An 18,990-nucleotide genomic window follows, 5' to 3' on the forward strand; every position below is an offset into this window, starting at 1 on the left:
CGATGAAGACAGTCTTCATCGTGTTTTTTATTAACCTGCTATGATGTTCGCTGATTTAATGGCACTCGATAGCGTGGATTTGATGCTGACATGATCAAAAGACAGCCCCAGCTGTACTGCGGTCTGGGCAATTTCCGGTCTTAAACCGGAGATTGTGGTCTTTACGCCGATCAGGCTTAGCGCTTCGATCAGCTGGAATAGCTGATGAGCTACCATTGTATCGATCATGACTACTCCTGAAAGGTCAAGGAACAGCTGGTTGACGCCTAATTTATTGCATTGCTGCAGTGTATTTTCAAGCATGATTTTTGCTCGTGCTGTATCAATATCCCCGACAAGCGGCAGAAGTGCAATATCTTCTGTCAATGAAATGACCGGGGAGCTGAGCTCAAGAATTAAAGCCTGCTGAGCCTGCAGCCTCTTCTGGGAATGGTTATTATACTCTTCTGTGAACCAGGTAACTACTTCCCCAATGGTTCTGATGATCATCCTGCGCCATAAGGCGATTTGTTTGTCATCATATTGGCCCTGATTGGTTTCAAGGAACTGCTCAAGCAGGTTTAAATACTGTTCCTGAGTGTTAAAGAACTCCTTGAGGATCATCTCAAGAGGGGTGCGGAGATGTTCATCATCCTGCGCCACTTTGACAATCCAGACTTCCAAATCATTAAAGAACGCTTCTTCTTCTTTATGGAAGACTTCGGAGAACTGCTTGTGGAATTCATAATTTTGCTTTTTAACTTTTTCAATTACAGAGGGGTCTTCCGAGGTATAAATCCCTCCGCTTTCTTCTTTGTTCACTTTTTTATACCATTCTTCTGTTAAGTCCCATGTTTTCTCAAAGAAAAATTGATATAGATCATGATTACGATGCATGCCCGTCTCCCCTAACCGAACTGTTATTACAATATTTTTATTTTAACCGAAGAGAAATAAAGTGTCACTTTTAAGCTCCTACCTATGTGTCGGCCAATTCCCTGCTGTTTGCATACTGATAGTCTGCCCCCTGGCTTGGAAGCATTATGCTGAAGACTGATGCGAATACCAGAAGAATGATGGATGCAATGAAAGAGCTGTCATAGCTGCCTGTCAGATCAAATAATACACCAGGGACGAATGAACCAAGAGCTGAACCCAGCTGATGGCTCAAATAAATCCAGCCGATTACGGCTCCTGCGGACAGATGTTTGAAATATTCTGCAGCCAGTTTCATGGTTGGTGCGACGGTGGCAAAATTGACAATCCCAAAGCTGATAGCAAACAGAATGAGCAGATGGGACTGAGTGACAAAAAAGCCAAACAAGGAAGCATCATTTACGATGACGAGCAGAAGAACAATGGTTAATGCCCGCACTCCATAGAGAAAGGCAAGGATTTTTCTGCAATTCCACTTGTCTGCGAGGAACCCCGAAACGACAGTTCCAAGAATATTAAAGCCGGCCAGCAGGCTGACAGCAGCTCCCGTTACGCCAGGCGAAAATCCGCAATATTGGGCAAAGGGAATCAGATGAGTATCCATCAGGCCAGTAGTGGTGACTCCGCACACGAAAAACGGGAGCATGAGAAACAGGAATTCTTTCCGTTTTAAGAGCTGGAATATGGATATCGTTCCTTTTGGCGCTTCCTTTTTCCCCTGCTTCCCCTCCTCACTTACACTCACTTTTGCTCCATAAGCATCGATTTGCAGATCGGCCGGTTTCGAGCGGATAAAGAGCAAAAGCAGCGGGAAAATGATTACAATCAAAAAGGAGCCGAGCACAAATACGGTTGTCTTCCAGCCCAGCAGATTAATCAGGAATAAGGAAAGCGGGACGAGAATAAGCTGCCCTGCGGCTGTTCCTGCAGACATCAGTCCCATTGCCATACCCTTTTTATCGGCAAACCAGGTCGCCACTGCCATCGTTCCCGCTACATTGGATGCACCCCCAAAGCCAACGGAGGCAATCACGCCGTAGATGATCATCAGCTGGACGGGATTGGTGGTAAAAAAGGTCAGAAGCGTTGAAAATCCAATAATCAGGATACTGAAGGACAGAATATAACGGATGCCGTATTTATCAATCAGCCGGCCGACATACGGCTGTGAAATGGCAAAAACAATATAGCTGACGAAAGCAATGAAGGAAATAACACTGCGATTAGCGGAAAACTCATGCTCCCAAGGCGCCATAAACGCGCCGAACGACAATCGGACACCCTGCGCTGCGAGCAAAGCCAAAAACGTCAGCACTAAAATTATCCACGCATAATGAACCTTTAAGCGCTTCACGATGTAAACCCTTCTTTCCGGTGACAGGCACCTATACCAGTTGGGCCAACTGGTATAGGTGCCTGTCACTGTTTTTTAAAAATAATATACCATATAATTTTTAAAACTTTCTAAATTTTGTTTACCTTTCGTGTTTATTCAACAATTTACTTTTCAATCAAACATTTGATTGAAATGACATGAAAGCATTCTCATTTCTGATTTTTTCCCGGGAAATAGCTGCAGGAATTGTCGTCTGCACTGGGGGCTTTCGACAAAAAAGGCCATTCCCTTAGCGGAGAATGGCCTTTCCCTTTATACTGCCTGCTTTTGCTGTTCCTGCTTCATTAATTTCATATCACTGATGGCTTTCTTAGCTTTATTTTCATCAAACTCATTTTCGCTCTTTGCTACAACCATTGTTGCGATTCCGTTTCCGATCAGGTTCACGATCGCTCTTCCTTCACTCATGAAACGGTCTACGCCAAGAAGAAGCGCCAATCCTTCTAGAGGAATAACCTGAAGGGCTGCAAGTGTAGAGGCCAATACGATAAATCCGCTGCCTGTTACTCCAGCTGCACCTTTTGAAGTCAGCATCAGTACAAGCAGAATCGTAATCTGCTGGCCGATTGTCAGATCCACTCCGAACACTTGGGCTAAGAAGACAACCGCCATGGACAGATAGATGGATGTACCATCCAGGTTAAAGGAGTAACCTGTTGGAATGACAAGGCCCACAACCGATTTGGAGCAGCCGATGCGCTCCATTTTATCCATCATTCTCGGAAGCACTGATTCTGAAGAACTTGTACCTAATACGATCAAAATTTCATCTTTGATGAACTTCAGATAATTCCATAAGCTGAATCCGTACATTTTGCAGATGATATTCAAAACAACAAAGATAAATAAGAACATGGTCACATACACGGAAATCATCAGTTTACCAAGCGGTACAAGTGATGCCAGTCCGAAATGCCCAATTGTATAGGCCATGGCGCCAAATGCTCCAAGCGGGGCTGCCTTCATGACATAGCCGATGATTTTAAAGAAGACTAAGGACAGCTTATCCAAAAATTCAATGACGATTTTGCCCTTTTCACCAAGAGCCGCCAAGCCGACACCAAATAGAACAGAAAAGAATAAGACCTGCAGGATATCTCCTTTTGCAAAGGCATCCACCATGTTGGAAGGAACAATATGTGTCACAAACTCAATCCAGTTGATGCCCTCTCCTCCATTGGATGTATACTGTGAAACATCTCCTTTTTCCAATTCATTAAAGTTCAGGCCTGCACCTGGTTTAATGACATTAACGACGATCAGGCCGATCATTAAAGCAAGTGTAGTAACAACCTCAAAATAGATGAACGCTTTGCCGCCTACCTTGCCGACTTTTTTCATATCGCCCATTTTCGCGATTCCAAGGACGATGGTCAGGAAAATAATTGGGGCGATGACCATTTTGACTGCGTTGATAAAGGTGTCGCCGACCGGCTTCATTTCTTTTCCGACTTCCGGCCAAATCAGCCCGACCATAACACCGATAAAAATAGCCGTTAACACCTGAAAGGTTAGATTCTTATAAATCCGCTGCTTCTTCACTCTAATCTCAGCTCCCTTTTTCTAACTATTCATTCTATTAGAAATGATAGCGTTTTCAGATAAAAGAGAGAAGTTTATGGTCATAACGGATGTTTTGTTCATTTTGGTCTCAAGCAATGCAGCTAAACGATGACATACCGATTCACAGGTCTGCCCACGCCTCCGTACTGCACATCCAGCCGGATCGCACCGTTTTTTTCAAGATAATCAAGATAGCGGCGGGCGGTGACTCTGGCAATGCCGATGCCGTGCGCGACTTCTTCGGCAGAGCGGGGTTCGGTCTGCTGTTTCATGAAAGCAGTAATTTCATTTAAGGTGAATTCATTCAGCCCTTTCGGCAGAACATTTACTTCTTTTTTCGCTTGCCTGGCATAAATCAGGGCATCAAGCTGTTCTTGTGACAGAGTGCCTGCTTCCTTCAGGCTCTCTCTGTAATGGCGGTATTTTTCGAGGGCCTGCTGGATCCTGTTCAGCTTAAAGGGCTTGATAATATAATCCCTGGCGCCGTTTTGAAGCATCAGCTTAATGGTTTCCTTATCTTTTGCGGCAGAAACGACAATGACATCAGAATCAAGGTGCTGTTTTCTGAATTCCTGCAGAGTTTGAATACCATCTTTTTTCGGCATAAAAATATCTAAAATCACCAGATCAGGCTGCAGCTTTTTCGCCAGGGCAATGCCTTCCTCCCCATTCCCGGCCGCAGCAATGATTGTAAAGCCGGGCACACTTGCAATAAATTCTTTATTCACTTCCTGGACCATTGGGTCATCTTCAATCAGCAGCACACTGATTTCTTCTTTAACCGCCATATGATTCTCCCTCCGCTTCCATCGGAAAAACGATTGTAAACGAGGTTCCTTCACCCCTGTTTGATGAAACCTCGATCGCTCCTCCGCCTTTTTCTGCAATTTGTTTGACAAGGTAAAGCCCGTAGCCTGTCCCGCCAGATTTATTGGCGGTAAATCCTTTTTCATATATTTTCGGCATTATCGCCTCCTCTATCCCGCTGCCGTTATCTTCCACCAGTACCGCACAAATCTCATCCGTCTGTTCAATGCTGATGTCAATTTTTCTATCTTCACGTTCACTATGCTCAAAAGCCCCGAAAGCATTTTCAATCAGATTGCCCAGCAGCAAAACAAAGTCATGGTGATCCAGGTTGCTCGGAAACTCCTCCAGATTGCTGTTTGGGTCGATGACCACCGTGATGCCCAATTCCTTGCCGCGCCGTACTTTGCTTAATAAAAGCCCTGCAATGGCATCGTTCCTGATTTTATCGCTGAGGAAATTCGAAAGGTTTTCCTGCTCTTCAGACGCGTCGAAGGTCAGCTGTAACGCCTGGTCTGCTTTTCCAAGCTGAATCAATCCGGCTATGGTATGAAGCTTGTTCATGTGTTCATGGTTCTGGACCCTGAGCGCCTCAACAAAGCTTTTTACGCCTGTCAGCTCTTCGGCCAATTTCGTAACTTCCGTGCGGTCCTGGAAGATGGCCACAGCTCCGATTTTCTCATTGTCTTTCCGGATGGGAATTCTGGTGCTCAGGATGACCTTTCCGCTAACAATGATCTGTTCGTTATAGACAGCACGATTACTTTCTACAATCTCGGGAAGCCTTGTGTCTTTTAGCACGTCTCTGATTTTTTTGCCTGCGACTTTGCCTGACACACTAAAAATTTTCTTTGCCTTTTCATTGAAAATCGTAATGTTTTCCTGGTTATCGATCGCGATTACGCCTTCGTTGATCGAATGGAAAGTGGCTGTCCTTTCCTCCAGCATCCGTTTGATTTCATGGGGCTCCAGCTGGAACATCTGCTTTTTAATATGATTGGCGAGCATTAAAGAGCCGATCAGTCCAAATATGAGCGTCAAAAGCACAATGATGCTGATCTCGTCTGCCAGATCTGTGATAATCTCCGTAATCGAAGGTATCTTATTGCCGACAACAACCACACCGATTTGATTGAGGCTTTCATCTTTAATCGGGATGAATGCGCGGATAAATTTGCCGACGTCTCCCTCAGCCTTGGAAAAATAAATATGCTCGGCAAAAGCAGGTTTCTCATCCTCACCTGATGAAGGCCTGCCGATCAGCTCCCTGACCGGATGGGAATAGCGGATACGCTCCATATTCATGATTACGATATAATCTGTTTCATTAATAATCCGGATTTCCTCTGCAACTTTGTTAACCGTCTTCCAGCCCTGCGGCTGCAGGATTCCTTTTTTCACATCTGACAGCTCTGCCACCGTTCTGGCGGTATTCATCGAGCGTATCCTCAGTTCCTTTTCTTCCTGCTCCTGGATGTTTGCAATCACGACCATCCCGCCAATCAATAAAGAAAAAATAACGACAGCATAAGACAATATGGTAATCTTCCAGCGGATGGGCATCTGATTCACAAGGGGTCCCTCCCTTCTGTCTTTACGGATAGAATTCTTGTAAGTATGATAACATTAATAGTTTTAAAAAGGAGGATTCAAATGAAAAGCTATGTTCTCCTTGCCGGCATGGTTTTGCTGCTGGCTGCCTTGTTTGGCTATCGAAGCTTTTTTCCGGGAGAAAAGCTTCCCTACGATGATGACCAGGAAGGGCTCAAGGATCAAATTGTCTTCAAGTTCAGCCATGTGGTGGCTGAAAATACGCCGAAGGGTCTTGCAGCCCAAAGGTTTGCAGAGCTTGTCGCCGAAAAATCGGATGGCCATATTAAAATAGAAGTGTTTCCAAACGGCAGCCTTTATTCTGATATTGAAGAAATTAATGCGCTTAAGGAAGGGCAGGTTCACTTTATTGCCCCTTCCACCTCTAAACTTGGGATGCTTTCCCCGAAATGGGCCGTGCTGGATTTGCCTTTTGCCTTCCCTTCGCGTGAAGCTGCACTTGATGGCCTGAATGGGGATATCGGCAAGCAGCTGCTTGATTCTCTTCAGGGGGACGGTATTAAAGGGCTCGCCCACTGGCCAAATGGATTTAAGCAGATCACCACGAATAAGGGTCCTATCCAAAAACCGGAGGATCTGAAAGGGCAATCCTTCCGTATCATGCAAAGTGATGTGATATCAGCCCAATTCAGCCGCCTGAAGGCAAAAGCTATTCAGGATTCCTTCAATTCCACATATAAGCTGCTGGAAGAAGGTGAAGTGGATGGCGAAGAAAACACAGTTTCCAATATCTACTCTAAGAAATTTTATAACCTGCAAAAGCATATGACAATCAGCAATCATGGCTATCTGGGATATGCGGTTATGATGAGCGGGAAGGTCTGGAATGAGCAGAGTGAGGAAACAAAGAAGATTCTGCTCGAGGCAATGGAAGAAACAACTGAATGGAACAGCCGGATGGCCTTTGACATGAACGAAGAACTGCTTGAAAAAATCAGGCAGAATTCCTCCATTCAGATTCATCAACTCACACCGGAAGAAAAGCAGGAATGGCAAGCTGTGCTGGATCCCATCTATGAAGACTTTTCACAGGATATCGGGAAGAATCTGGTGGAAGAGATGAAGGAACTGCGGGGTAAATATGAATAAAAAGGTGGCAGGCACCTATACCAGTTGGCTGAAGTGGTATAGGTGCCTGTCACCCCTTTATTACAGTTTCTGTATGAATGCTACTTTAAGGTAGTCTCCTTCTTTGAATTCCTTAATGGTGCGGAAGTCTTCAGGAAGGGTGAATTCCTCAAGGATTTTGTAGCGGTCACCTGTTTGTGCGAACGCTTTTTTGATAAAGTCTTTGAATTTTTTCATATTGAATGTGCTGCAGTTGGATGAGGCCACAATGATTCCGTTTTTTTCTGTGATTTGAATGGCCTGTGCAAGCAATTCCGGATAATCTTTTCTGGCGCTGAAAGTATGCTTTTTGGAACGGGCAAAGCTTGGAGGATCCAGAATAACCATATCAAATGCCAGCTGCTTCCGGACAGCATATTTGAAGTAGTTGAACACATCTTCCACAATGATATCCTGTGCCTCAAAATCAATGCCGTTGACGCTGAACATTTCAATGGTTTTGCTTTTGCTGCGGTTGGCAAGGTCGACACTGGTTGTTTTCACTGCTCCCCCTAATGCGGCAGCAGCTGAAAAAGCGCCCGTATAAGAGAACGTGTTAAGTACCGTTTTTCCTTCCGCATACTTGTCCCTGATCGTCTTCCGGACATGCCTCTGGTCAAGGAATACACCTACCATGGCGCCATCATTCAGATAAATGGGAAAGCGGATTCCATTCTCCTTCACCATCAGCGGAAAAGAGGCCCGCTCTCCTGCTGCAAAATCATCGTCCTCTATATAAGTGCCTTTTACAGCAAACCGTTTCTTTTCATACAATCCTTTTACATCAGCACGGTTCATGAATGCCTGTATCACCGTATGCCTGAACGTATAAATGCCTTCACTGTACCAGCTGATCACATAAAAGCCATCATAATAATCAATCGTGATGCCTCCGATTCCGTCTCCTTCTCCATTAAAAACCCGAAAGGCGGTTGTATCTGGATCACGGAACAGAGCTTCCCGTCTCCTTAACGCTTCTTGGAATTTCTTCGCAAAAAATGCTTCATCAAAGGTTTCCTGAGGATTTCGCGACAGTATCCAGCCCCTGCCTTTATTCTGCTTTCCATAATAACCTTTGCCGATAAACCGGCCGCTCTCATCAGTCAGCTCAATGACCGCACCCTCTTCGATGCCCTTCGGAATCCGCTGCACCGACTCCTCCGTCACAAGCGGATAGCCATCCCTAAAACTATTCTTATATTTAGAAGCCGCGATTAATTTGATAGCATTACTCATAAATTCACCCAATCATTTTGTTAGTATAGCTATCATTGTAACATTAAAAGTGACAGGTACCTATACCACTTGGATGAAGTGGTATAGGTGCCTGTCACTATCTCATCACTGACGGCCAGCAGCTGCCGCTGTTTCTTTCAGCATGGTTCCATTTTTTGCAAAGTCTGTGTGCCAGGAGAGTGCCTTTTCCAGTACGTGCGGTGTTTGGCCGCCTCTTGTGAGGGCTTCCCGGTAATAGTCGCGAAGCTGGTCGCGGTACAGCGGGTGTGCACAATTCTCGATGATCAACTCCACGCGCTGCCTTGGAGCAAGCCCGCGCAGGTCTGCATAGCCCTGCTCTGTTACGATGACATCTACATCGTGCTCGGTGTGGTCGACATGGGAGACGAATGGGACGATGCTTGAAATCTTGCCGTCTTTGGCAATAGACTTCGTCACGAAGATTGCCAGTCGGGCATTTCTCGCAAAATCTCCGGAGCCGCCGATGCCATTCATCATTTTCGTTCCCAGGACATGGGTTGAGTTCACGTTTCCATAGATATCAAGCTCCAATGCTGTATTGATTGAAATCAAGCCGAGGCGGCGGATGATTTCAGGGTGATTGGAAATCTCCTGAGGACGCATGATTAAACGGTCCCTGTACCGGTCAAAATTCGTGAAAACCTCTTTCATCTTTTCATCTGATAGTGTGATAGAACAGCAGGAAGCAAAGTTCACCTTTCCGGCATCCATCAAGTCAAATACAGCATCCTGCAGCACTTCTGAATAGACTTCCAGATTCTCAAACTCAGAGTCGAGCATTCCATGAAGCACGGCATTCGCCACCGAGCCAATACCCGACTGCAGCGGTGCCAGGCTATTTGTCAGCCTTCCTGCTGCAATCTCCCTGCGTAGAAACTGAAGCAGATGCTGAGCCATAATGGCGGTTTCTTCATCCGGCGGCACGATCGTCGAAGGAGAGTCCTGCTGATTCGTGAATACGATTCCCCTCACCTTATCCATATCCACTTTAATTCCCGGATCGCCGATACGGTCGTCGGCTTTCGTCAGCGGGATCGGATTCCGCTCCCCCTGCCTGCCAGGTTCATATAAATCATGCAATCCTTCCAGCTGTGTGGATTGTGCCAAATTGATTTCAACAATGATATGTCTGGCATTTTCCGCGAAAGACAGCGAGTTTCCGATAGAAGTAGACGGAATGATCAGCCCATCCTCCGAGATAGAAACCGCTTCCAAAATAGCGAAATCAATCGGATCCATGACATTGGCGCGGATAAGCTCTGCCGTGTGGGATAAATGCTGATCGACAAACAGAAAATCCCCCTGATTAATCCCTTTTCTCATGGTGGGATCGGCCTGAAATGGCAGCCTTTTTCCTAAAATTCCGGCTTCCGCAAAAAGCTTATCCACATCAGATCCCAAAGAAGCCCCAGTATACACATTCACTTTAAAGCTCTCATGTTTGGCACGGTCAGCGAGCGCAAATGGCACCGCTTTCACATCACCCGCACGTGTGAAGCCGCTTAGCCCCAGAGTCATGCCATCCTGAATCCAGGATGCTGCTTCTTCAGGTGTAACTACCCGGTCATGCAGGCGGCTGTCGCGAATCCGTTCTAAATGTTTCTCCATGATGCTCATCCCCTCTATCAAGATATATGTAATCATTTTACCCGGATAAAGAGGGAGCCAGGATTTTTCCGGTTATCTTACGGAAAATTCCGATAAAACAGCAAATTTCACAGCTGAAACAGAAAGAATTTTCTAAAAACCAAGCAATTTCCTGAAATAGCTGGAATAGGACTGGCTGACAGGCACCCGGTCCCCATTTTTCATGACGAGGAGAAAGGTGGAATGGGTATCAGGAAAGATTTCCTTGATATGATTAACATTTACAATGAATGAGCGGTGGCAGCGGATGAAACTGTCCTTCGGCAGCGAATACTCAAAATCCTGCAGCGAGTATTTATGGGTGCCTGAATGGCCGCCAGTATGTACATAGGTCTTCTTATCCTTTGCCTCAAGGCAGACAACTTCGGAAAAAGGAATCGGAATCCAGCCATCATTCGTTTTCATTGTCACAACCGATTTGCCGTCCGTCAAAGCCGGGAAAATCGCTGTTACACAGCCTTCAAGCTTCCCTTCATGCAAAAATGGCACAGCCATGCCGTGATACGGAACACCGAACACATCACGGTCGATAAACTCCGAGACTCTTTGCTGTGTCCCTAAAGCCTTATAGGCGATGGTCCCTTCCTTAACCATGTCCCCCGGCCTGATTTTCAAATCGATGCGCTTGCTCGGCCGGTAATAAATATATTCACTCGTATTGGAAACCGCTATGGAAATCTCATCGGAAAACAGCTCCCCAATTACATCCAGCAGCGATACAACTGTAATGCTTTCCACGTTCTTTTCAGCACCTTTCATGATGATGGTTTTTTCTTATTTTACAAGTTTTCGTAAGGGGAATCACTTAATTTCTTATCATGGCCGAAAAAGCACCCGCATAGAATAGAGAAGGTTTGGGGTAAAGGAGGATGTTCGCATGCTAATTCGCCATCAGATGGTGGAGAAAAAAGATGTTCATTTTTGTGATGAGACATTCAATTTGGAACAGGCGCTGCAGTTTTTAAATAAAACAGGTTACCGTTGTGTCCCAATTCTGGATTCCACACATACAAAGTTTGCCGGCAACATCTATAAGGTTGATATTTTAGAATATAAGGAGACTCATTCTCTGGATGAACGGATTACGGTTCTGGCTAAAGACCAGCATACCGTGATCGACGAGGACGACTCTTTCATGAAGGCCTTCTTCACGCTGAAAAGATATCCTTATCTTCCGGTTGAAAATAACCAGGGCCATTTTGCCGGACTGCTGACCCATGCAGCTGTACTGGAACTTCTGGAGGAAGCGTGGGGGCTGAACCGCGGCAGCTATACGCTGACTGTGGGCAGCTATGGCACACAGGGAACCCTGAAAAAGATGACGGGCATAATCAGCAAGTACAGCGATATCCAGGGCGTCATCTCATTGGATTCATCCAATTTCCATGTCAGTCTGATCCGCCGCGTCCTTTTTACATTGCCAAAAGATACGACAGAGGAGACCCTGGAAAAAATCAAGAAGGAAATGGATGCAAATGGCTTCCGGGTAATTGGGGTCGAGTGCCATAATGGTGAATGCTGATTTAATATGAAAAGCCGTTCCATAATGGAGCGGCTTTTTCTTACCGGTTATTCCGGTGAAAAAATTCCTGGTACCCGTAAATAATCCAGGCATAAGAGGTGAAGAACAGGAAAATATGGGTGGGCTTAAATTTTACGAGCTTATATAAATTCAACCTTTGATATAAGTAGTTAAGCGGGTATGCGAACAGCAGATCCATGATGGCATTCACAGCCAAATACTTTTTGAAGCTGCCAAAGGTAAAATGAAAGATCCATAGCGTTCCGATAAAGAATGGGCCCATAATAAAGGTGAGGTCATTGAGCAATTTCTTGAAGTGGCCGCCCTCCACTGTCCACCATTTAAAGGGAATGGCCAGAGTGCTTAAAATTAACACTAAAATACCTGCGAAAACAGAAACAGTCGAAAATTTATTGAATGACTTCCTGGGCAGAAAGAATATGGTCAGCCAAGGAATGACCAAATGAAGCAGCCTGATCGCTGTAGTTAGTTTCATATAAGAATCCCCCTTCTTCCATATTGTGGTTTAGGGGGATTTGAATTATTCTCCATTTTTTTATTAAACAGCTGATTCCATCTTAAACATCCCGTCCATCTTCCTGACAATCTCTTTTCCAATCTCTATGGAAGCCGTCGCGGCCGGAGATGGTGCATTTAAAACATGGATGGAGCGTTTGCTGGGCACAATGAAAAAGTCATCGACTAATGAACCATCATCCTTCAAGGCCTGTGCTCTGACACCGGCCGGCCCGGGAACAATATCATCCTTCTGAATGTCCGGCATAAGCTTCTGGACATTTTTCATGAAGAGCTCCTTGGATGCTGAGCGGATCATTTCTTCCACTCCCTCTTTCATATATTTCTTTGCGAGCTTCCAGAAGCCTTTATAAGCCATAACATCCATCAGGTCTGCCACATTCAGGTCCGTCTTTTTATAGCCCTCCCTTTTAAAGCTTAGAACGGCATTCGGCCCCACATCAATAGCTCCGTTAATCATGCGGGTAAAATGGACCCCAAGAAACGGGAAGTTAGGATTTGGCACAGGGTAGATCAGATTTTTGACGAGACTGCTTTTCTCCGGCTTGAGCATGAAATACTCGCCCCTGAATGGCACGATTTTGACATCCGTCTTCAATCCGGCAAGCTTGGCGATCCGGTCTGACTGCAGGCCGCCGCAGTTTACATAGTAAGCTCCTCTTATCTCTCCCCTGCTGGTCTGGACGATTACTTCCTGAGCTGTTTCGTCAATGGCTAATACTTTATGATTCAACAGGATGTCCCCGCCTTTTGCTGTAATGATCTCAGCCATTTTTTCCGAAACCTGCTTATAGTTGACTATTCCGGCCATTGGCACATGGATAGCCTTTTTTCCATTTACATGCGGCTCTATTTCATGAAGCTCCCCCTGATCGATCATTCTGATTCCAAGTCCGTTGTCCAGCCCGCGCTGATATAAATCGTCCAAAAGCGGCAGCTCGAAATCTTCGCTCGCGACAATGACTTTCCCGCAGATATCCACTTCAAGCCCATGCTTCCGGCAAAATTCTGTCATGGACTCACTGCCTTTTTTGGCAAGCCTGGCTTTATAGCTGCCAGGTTTATAGTAAATTCCTGAATGGATGACACCGCTGTTATGGCCTGTCTGGTGGGCCGCCACGTGGCTTTCTTTTTCCAGGATGGCCACTTTTGCTGATGGAAACCGGTTCAGCAGCTCCATTCCTGTTGAAAGGCCGACAATGCCCCCGCCAATTATGATGTAATCGTACATGATCCTCCACCCTTTCTCTTATTTATGATCAATTCCGCAGGCTTCTGCCAGTATTTCAATAATATGGACAACACGCACCTTGTCTTCAAGCCCCTCACGTTTCACCCCGAGGCACATCTGCAGATGGCAGCCAGGGTTGGACGTGACGATGGTGTCAGGCGAGATGCTTTGGACTTGTTCCATTTTAGTGTCGAGTATTTCCATGGACTCTTCATAGTGAACAATATTATAGATTCCGGCCGATCCGCAGCACATGTCCCCTTTCGGAAGCGGAACATATGTAATGCCTGGTATGCCTTCGAGGAGCTGAACGGGATCTTCCGCCACCTTCTGCACATTTAGTAAATGGCAGGATGGCTGATAGGTTACAGCACCTGAGAGTTCCCGGGTGAAACTGATTCCGAGTTTGTTCAGTATTACACTTACATCTTTATTCTTTTGGGCGAACACCCTGGCACGCTCTGCCCATTCCGGGTCTTCTGCGAGTAGGTGATCATATTCAACAAGCATCGCACCGCAGCCGCCAATCGCATTTACCACATAATCAAAGTTCCCTTTTTCAAAAGCTACAATATTTTCCTTCGCCAATTTTCTGGATGTTCCCGTATCTCCGCTATGATTCTGAAGCGCACCGCAGCAGGTCTGTTCCTTGATTACGGTGACTTCGCAGCCGGCATGCTGAAGCAGCTTGATGCTGAGGTCATTGATTTTGGCAAAAAACACATCCATAATACAGCCTGTAAAAAACGCGACACGGGCTTTCGGCTCACGCTCTGGCAGAAGGATGCCCGTTCTCAGCTGTTTATTTGGCATTTCCACAGCCGGAGCGATCTCTTCAAAAGCCCTAAGCTGTTCTGGAAGAATGCCGAGGGCCTTGCTTTTGCGGGCAATCGAATCCAAACCTGTTTTCTGATAGGCCCGAAGTGAAGCTCTCATGGCTGCCAGCAGTTTTTTATTCGGCAAGGCCTTCTGCAGAGCCATGTTCTCCACGAATGGAGATGGTGCTTCGGCCCTCTTTACTTGCTTAAAAGACTCGAGGATTTTTCCATATTGAACATTGGTTGGACATGCCGTCTCACAGGCGCGGCAGCCGAGGCAGAGCTCCAGCGATTCGGTAATTTCTTCGATGGTTATTTTTCCTTCCGCCGCCATTTGCACAAGATTGATCCGTCCCCTTGGAGAGTGCCTTTCTTTCCCCATGCTGGCGTATGTGGGGCATGCCGGGAGACAATAGCCGCATTGGACACAGTCAAACGTTTCTTTATAGGCGAGCTGGCTAGTCATGGACTAACACCAGCCTCTGCCCTTTTGTCTCTGGGAAAATTTTGCCCGGATTCATAATGTTGTTTGGATCCCAAGCTTTTTTCATTCGTTTCATCATGTCCAAGCCCATTTCACCTAGCTCCATTTCCATAAACGGTGCCTTCATGGTCCCGATTCCATGCTCGCCTGAGAGGGTTCCTCCCAATTCAATCGCTGCGGTAAAAATCTCCTCCACCGCTTTTTCCACGCGCTTCATTTCTTCTTTATCCTGCTTATCAGTTATGATATTCGGATGCAGATTTCCATCACCCGCATGGCCGAATACGACTAAGTCGATTTCATATTTCGCTTTAATTTCCTGAAGCCTTCTGAACATCTCAGGTATCTTGCTTCTTGGAATGGTGGCATCTTCGGATATTTTCGTCGGCTTTTTCCTGACGATGGCCGGCGAAACAAGTTTTCTTGCTTTCCACAGATTCCCGGCGGATTCTTCATCCCTGGCAATGATGGCTTCTCTCGCCCCAACTTCCAGGCACACCTGCTTCACCTGCTCGCTTTCATCCCTGATGGCGATTGGATGGCCATCCAGCTCAATCAGGATAATGGCATCCACATCTGTCGGGAGCCCGATCGGCTGAAACTCTTCCACAGCCTGGATCGAAGCCTGATCCATAATTTCCATTTTGGAAGGCAGGATGCCGGATGTGAGCACAGCCGATATCGCCTTTCCGGCATCAATAATGTCATCAAAAATGACCATCATTGTCTGGGTTGCCTGCGGTCTTGGAATCAGCTGAAGGATGGCCTCTGTGATGATGCCGAGCGTCCCCTCGGATCCAACGATCAGCTTCGTCAGGTCATAGCCTGTAACGTTTTTGACCGTCCGTCCGCCTGTCCGAATGATGTCCCCTTCCGGCGTGACGATCTCAAGGCCCAAGACGTAATCCTTCGTTACCCCGTACTTTAAACCGCGCGGGCCGCCTGCATTTTCTGCGAGATTCCCTCCGATTGTGGAAACATGGGAGCTGCTTGGGTCTGGCGGATACATCAGCCCATGCCGCTTTGCTTCACGGTCAATATCAGCAGTTATAACACCTGGAGATACAATCGCAACGGTATCCTCCGGGTCAATGATCAGCTTTTGGGTCCATCTGGAAAAATCAAGGACCATCCCGCCGTGGACAGGGAGCGGGCCTCCGCTCAGACTTGTACCCCTGCCTCTTGGATAGACGGGTATTTTCAGTTCATTGGCGACCTTTACAATGCCCGCCGTTTCCTCTGTCGAGACAGGCTGCAGGATGATCTCCGGAATATAGGCTCCAAATGAGCCGTCGTATGAATAAGAAACCAGGTCCGCTTTTTCAAGCAGAATGCGCTTTTCTGATCCCATGATGCTTTTAAGCCGCTCAACAATCTGTTCGGTGATCACCATGGCACCTTCTTTCCTTCCCATTCGTTCACCTTCAATTTCTTTGTCACATTCTCAAGATGCACCCGCATCGCCTTTGCCGCTCGTTCTTCATCCTGATCTTGAATAGCTGTAAAAATGCTCATATGCTCCTGATATACCTGTTCGCGCTTTGCCGGAAGGCCCACGTTTTTCTGAAGGGAAAACGCAATTGCTTTCCGGTACAGATCATCGATGTTTTCCATTACCTGTATCATGAAGCGATTTTTCGTTGCTGCAATCAGGTATTTATGAAAATTCACGTCGGCCTGATCGCCAACTGCTTCAGGGTTCGTCAGCGTGATTTCAAATTGATCGAGCGCCGTTTTCATTTTTTCCAGGTCGTCCTCATCACGACGCAAGGCAGCAATTGCTGCTGCCTGTGTCTCCATAACCATCCTCATTTCCAATAGTTCAAATACCTGTTCCACGGGAATGTATTCAATCGCTAACGAACCAAGCATGTCTGCCATATTAACCTCTTTAACGAAGCTTCTGCCGCCTTGCCTGGATTCAATGATCCCGCTGGCAGATAATACGCTCAATGCCTCTCGGACAGGCGCACGGCTGACGCCAAACCGTTTGGCCAGTTCATTCTCGGATGGCATCGGCTCATTTGGCGGGAACTTGCCTTCTTTTATCATTTCCTTCAGCTGATCCAGCACCTGGGCCGAGATTTTTTTCCGTTCGATTTTCATGGATGTTAGCTCCTTATATGGTGATTTCGACTGAATTGCTTTTCTTTACTCTAATGATATGGAAGAGAATCGCGAACACACAAAGCCCGAGTCCGGCAATATCCGTAATCATGCCAGGTTTAATCAGCATTAAAGCCCCTGCAAACATTAGGATTCTTTCAACAATCGTCAGCTTGGCATTCAGGTAGTTTCCAAGTGAACTTGCCAGGGCGTAAATACCCAGTGTGCTTGTGATGACTACAAGTGCTACTGATAAAATGGATATTGTTTCTCCCTCTGCTGCCTGAAGCAGAATGATAGGATTATAGGCAATCATGAACGGGATGATAAAGCCCGGCAGTGAGATTCTAAGCGCTTCCCATGATGTCTGCATCGCATTGGCGCCGGCCAGTCCTGCTGCGGTATAAGATGCCAAAGCCACAGGCGGTGTAATGTTGGACAATGCACCAAACCAGAACACAAAGAAGTGTGCAGCAATCGGGTTAACGCCCGCTTCCACAAGGGCAGGAGCTGCTGTAACGGCAACGACGATGTAAAGTGCTGTGGATGGAAGCCCCATACTTAAAACGATGCAAGTGAGCATGACGACGATTAAAATCAGCCAAAGCTGTCCGCCCGTTAATTCGACAATATTATAAGCTAGTGTAGATCCAATTCCCGTCATGGTGACAACACAGATGATGATTCCGATGGCGGCGCAGGCAATCCCGACCTGAATCGTCCCTCTTCCGCCTTCAATGAAAGCTTCAATAGTTTTAGAGATCGTGATCCTAGAAGATTTATCCTTTGCCAGCCAGCTCGCAATGATAACCGCGCCGATCCCGGCAAATCCGGCAAACAGGGCTGTTTTTCCCATTAAAAGTGTTGTGATAACGACGATAATCGGGATAAGGAGAACCCCGCGTTCCTTCAGGATTTGGAAGACATCCGGGATATTCTCTTTGCTGATGCCTTTTAGGCCTTGCTTTTTCGCTTCAATATCAATGGCAAAAATCAAGGCGATATAGTAGAGAAAACTTGGAATGATCGCTGCCAGGATGACCGTCGTATAAGAGATTCCAAGGAACCCGGCCATAATGAAGGCCGCAGCACCCATAATCGGCGGCATGATCATTCCGCCTGTTGAAGCAGCAGCCTCAACAGCACCGGCAAACTTAGGCTTAAGGCCGATGGATTTCATCAATGGAATCGTAAAGGCGCCTGTTGTGGCAACGTTGGCTACTGCACTTCCGCTCAAAGATCCTGTCAGTGCACTGGAAATGACGGCAACCTGAGCCGGGCCTCCGCGCTTTCGTCCTGCAATGGCAAGGGCAAGATCATTGAAAAGCTGGGTCGCACCGCTGACAGACAGGAAAGCACCGAAAAGAACGAACATGACGATGAATGTGGATGCCGTTGACAGTGTTAATCCCAATACACCCTCAGTCGTCATATAAAGACGGTACAGAAGGCGTTCAAGTGAAAAGCCGGCATGTCCGAATATCCACGGGAAGTATGTGCCAAACAGGGCATATATAATAGCGCTTCCGCACAGGATCGGGATAAAAATCCCAACTGCCCTTCTCGAAGCTTCAAGGAGGACAATGATCGTAATGGCACCAAAGATATAGTCAATCATAATCGGCTGGGAGCCCCGGTCCACATGAATGGTTGTGTAGTTCAGGAGCAGGTAGCCGAGACCGGCAATCGCAAGTGCCGCAAAAACGTAATCAGGGGCTGTAAACCTTTTTTGATTGGAAGACTTTCCGGCCGGATAATAGAAAAAAGTCATTACCAAAAGGATGCCCAGGAAAATCAGGTTTCTATAAATCTCTTGAATATTGGATAATCCATTGGAATAAATGGCAAATGCAGAAAACACTACAGCAATAATGGCCGCTGCTTTTTTATATGGCCCTTCAAGAAGGCGCATGCCGCCGCCAGCTTCTTTATCGAGGTCGGCTGGCTGTACAATAGGTTCGCTTGTTGATTGTGTCATTCTTTTCCCTC

General features: G+C 46.5%; 16 protein-coding genes. 2 read left to right on the plus strand and 14 right to left on the minus strand.

The features are described 5' to 3' along the window. Window positions 1-30: 30 nt before the first annotated feature. From BK139_RS07195 to BK139_RS07215, 5 genes are all read right to left on the minus strand, one after another. The gene (locus BK139_RS07195) at window positions 31-876 is read right to left on the minus strand and encodes an STAS domain-containing protein (protein ID WP_076257677.1); all 846 of its coding nucleotides are present in this window, start codon (window positions 874-876) and stop codon (window positions 31-33) included. An 82-nt stretch (window positions 877-958) separates the two neighbouring features. Then, window positions 959-2,269, minus strand: coding sequence for an MFS transporter (locus BK139_RS07200; RefSeq protein ID WP_076257678.1), 1,311 nt, complete (start codon window positions 2,267-2,269; stop codon window positions 959-961). Window positions 2,270-2,563: 294 nt separating this feature from the next. After that, window positions 2,564-3,853, minus strand: a complete 1,290-nt coding sequence (gene dctP, locus BK139_RS07205) for a C4-dicarboxylate transporter DctP (protein ID WP_076257679.1) — start codon at window positions 3,851-3,853, stop codon at window positions 2,564-2,566. Window positions 3,854-3,975: 122 nt separating this feature from the next. Continuing rightward, window positions 3,976-4,662: a response regulator gene (locus BK139_RS07210; RefSeq protein WP_076257680.1), complete on the minus strand. Its 687-nt coding sequence runs from the start codon at window positions 4,660-4,662 to the stop codon at window positions 3,976-3,978. Beyond that, complete coding sequence (locus tag BK139_RS07215; protein WP_440230865.1) at window positions 4,652-6,244, minus strand: ATP-binding protein; 1,593 nt, start codon at window positions 6,242-6,244, stop codon at window positions 4,652-4,654. Before BK139_RS07215 ends, BK139_RS07210 begins: the two co-directional genes overlap by 11 nt. A gap of 90 nt (window positions 6,245-6,334) precedes the next feature. Between BK139_RS07215 and BK139_RS07220 the strand changes: the two genes are divergently transcribed. Further along, window positions 6,335-7,381 carry a TRAP transporter substrate-binding protein gene (locus BK139_RS07220; protein WP_076257682.1) on the plus strand — a complete coding sequence of 349 codons (1,047 nt, stop codon included), beginning with the start codon at window positions 6,335-6,337 and terminating at the stop codon, window positions 7,379-7,381. A 60-nt stretch (window positions 7,382-7,441) separates the two neighbouring features. Here BK139_RS07220 and BK139_RS07225 read toward each other — a convergent pair whose 3' ends face one another. The 3 genes from BK139_RS07225 to BK139_RS07235 all read right to left on the minus strand — a co-directional run bounded on the left by BK139_RS07225 (window position 7,442) and on the right by BK139_RS07235 (window position 11,041). Further along, the gene (locus BK139_RS07225; RefSeq protein ID WP_076257683.1) at window positions 7,442-8,635 is read right to left on the minus strand and encodes a class I SAM-dependent rRNA methyltransferase; all 1,194 of its coding nucleotides are present in this window, start codon (window positions 8,633-8,635) and stop codon (window positions 7,442-7,444) included. A 105-nt stretch (window positions 8,636-8,740) separates the two neighbouring features. Next, window positions 8,741-10,264, minus strand: coding sequence for a succinyl-CoA:acetate CoA-transferase ScpC (locus tag BK139_RS07230; protein ID WP_076257684.1), 1,524 nt, complete (start codon window positions 10,262-10,264; stop codon window positions 8,741-8,743). 132 nt (window positions 10,265-10,396) lie between these two features. Beyond that, window positions 10,397-11,041, minus strand: a complete 645-nt coding sequence (locus tag BK139_RS07235; protein ID WP_076257803.1) for a LytTR family DNA-binding domain-containing protein — start codon at window positions 11,039-11,041, stop codon at window positions 10,397-10,399. A 139-nt stretch (window positions 11,042-11,180) separates the two neighbouring features. Here BK139_RS07235 and cbpA point away from each other — a divergent pair, with 139 nt between their 5' ends. Next, entirely contained in the window at window positions 11,181-11,825 is a 645-nt protein-coding gene (cbpA, locus tag BK139_RS07240) for a cyclic di-AMP binding protein CbpA (RefSeq protein ID WP_076257685.1), read from the plus strand. A gap of 40 nt (window positions 11,826-11,865) precedes the next feature. Here cbpA and BK139_RS07245 read toward each other — a convergent pair whose 3' ends face one another. The 6 genes from BK139_RS07245 to BK139_RS07270 form a co-directional block, all read right to left on the minus strand. Beyond that, window positions 11,866-12,321, minus strand: a complete 456-nt coding sequence (locus tag BK139_RS07245; RefSeq protein ID WP_076257686.1) for a hypothetical protein — start codon at window positions 12,319-12,321, stop codon at window positions 11,866-11,868. 63 nt (window positions 12,322-12,384) lie between these two features. Continuing rightward, window positions 12,385-13,593, minus strand: coding sequence for an L-2-hydroxyglutarate oxidase (lhgO, locus tag BK139_RS07250; RefSeq protein ID WP_076257687.1), 1,209 nt, complete (start codon window positions 13,591-13,593; stop codon window positions 12,385-12,387). An 18-nt stretch (window positions 13,594-13,611) separates the two neighbouring features. Beyond that, a complete protein-coding gene (locus BK139_RS07255) occupies window positions 13,612-14,877 on the minus strand; it encodes a (Fe-S)-binding protein (protein ID WP_076257688.1) in 1,266 nt (421 codons plus the stop codon). Next, window positions 14,870-16,288, minus strand: coding sequence for an FAD-binding oxidoreductase (locus BK139_RS07260; RefSeq protein WP_076257804.1), 1,419 nt, complete (start codon window positions 16,286-16,288; stop codon window positions 14,870-14,872). The genes BK139_RS07255 and BK139_RS07260 overlap by 8 nt, the downstream gene beginning before the upstream one ends. Further along, entirely contained in the window at window positions 16,282-17,001 is a 720-nt protein-coding gene (locus BK139_RS07265; protein ID WP_076257689.1) for a FadR/GntR family transcriptional regulator, read from the minus strand. Before BK139_RS07265 ends, BK139_RS07260 begins: the two co-directional genes overlap by 7 nt. Before the next feature lie 13 nt (window positions 17,002-17,014). Continuing rightward, window positions 17,015-18,979, minus strand: coding sequence for a TRAP transporter permease (locus tag BK139_RS07270; protein ID WP_076257690.1), 1,965 nt, complete (start codon window positions 18,977-18,979; stop codon window positions 17,015-17,017). Window positions 18,980-18,990 lie beyond the last annotated feature (11 nt).

This window comes from Paenibacillus sp. FSL R5-0490 (genome assembly GCF_001956215.1).
Taxonomy (GTDB): Bacteria; Bacillota; Bacilli; order Bacillales; family Cytobacillaceae; genus Cytobacillus.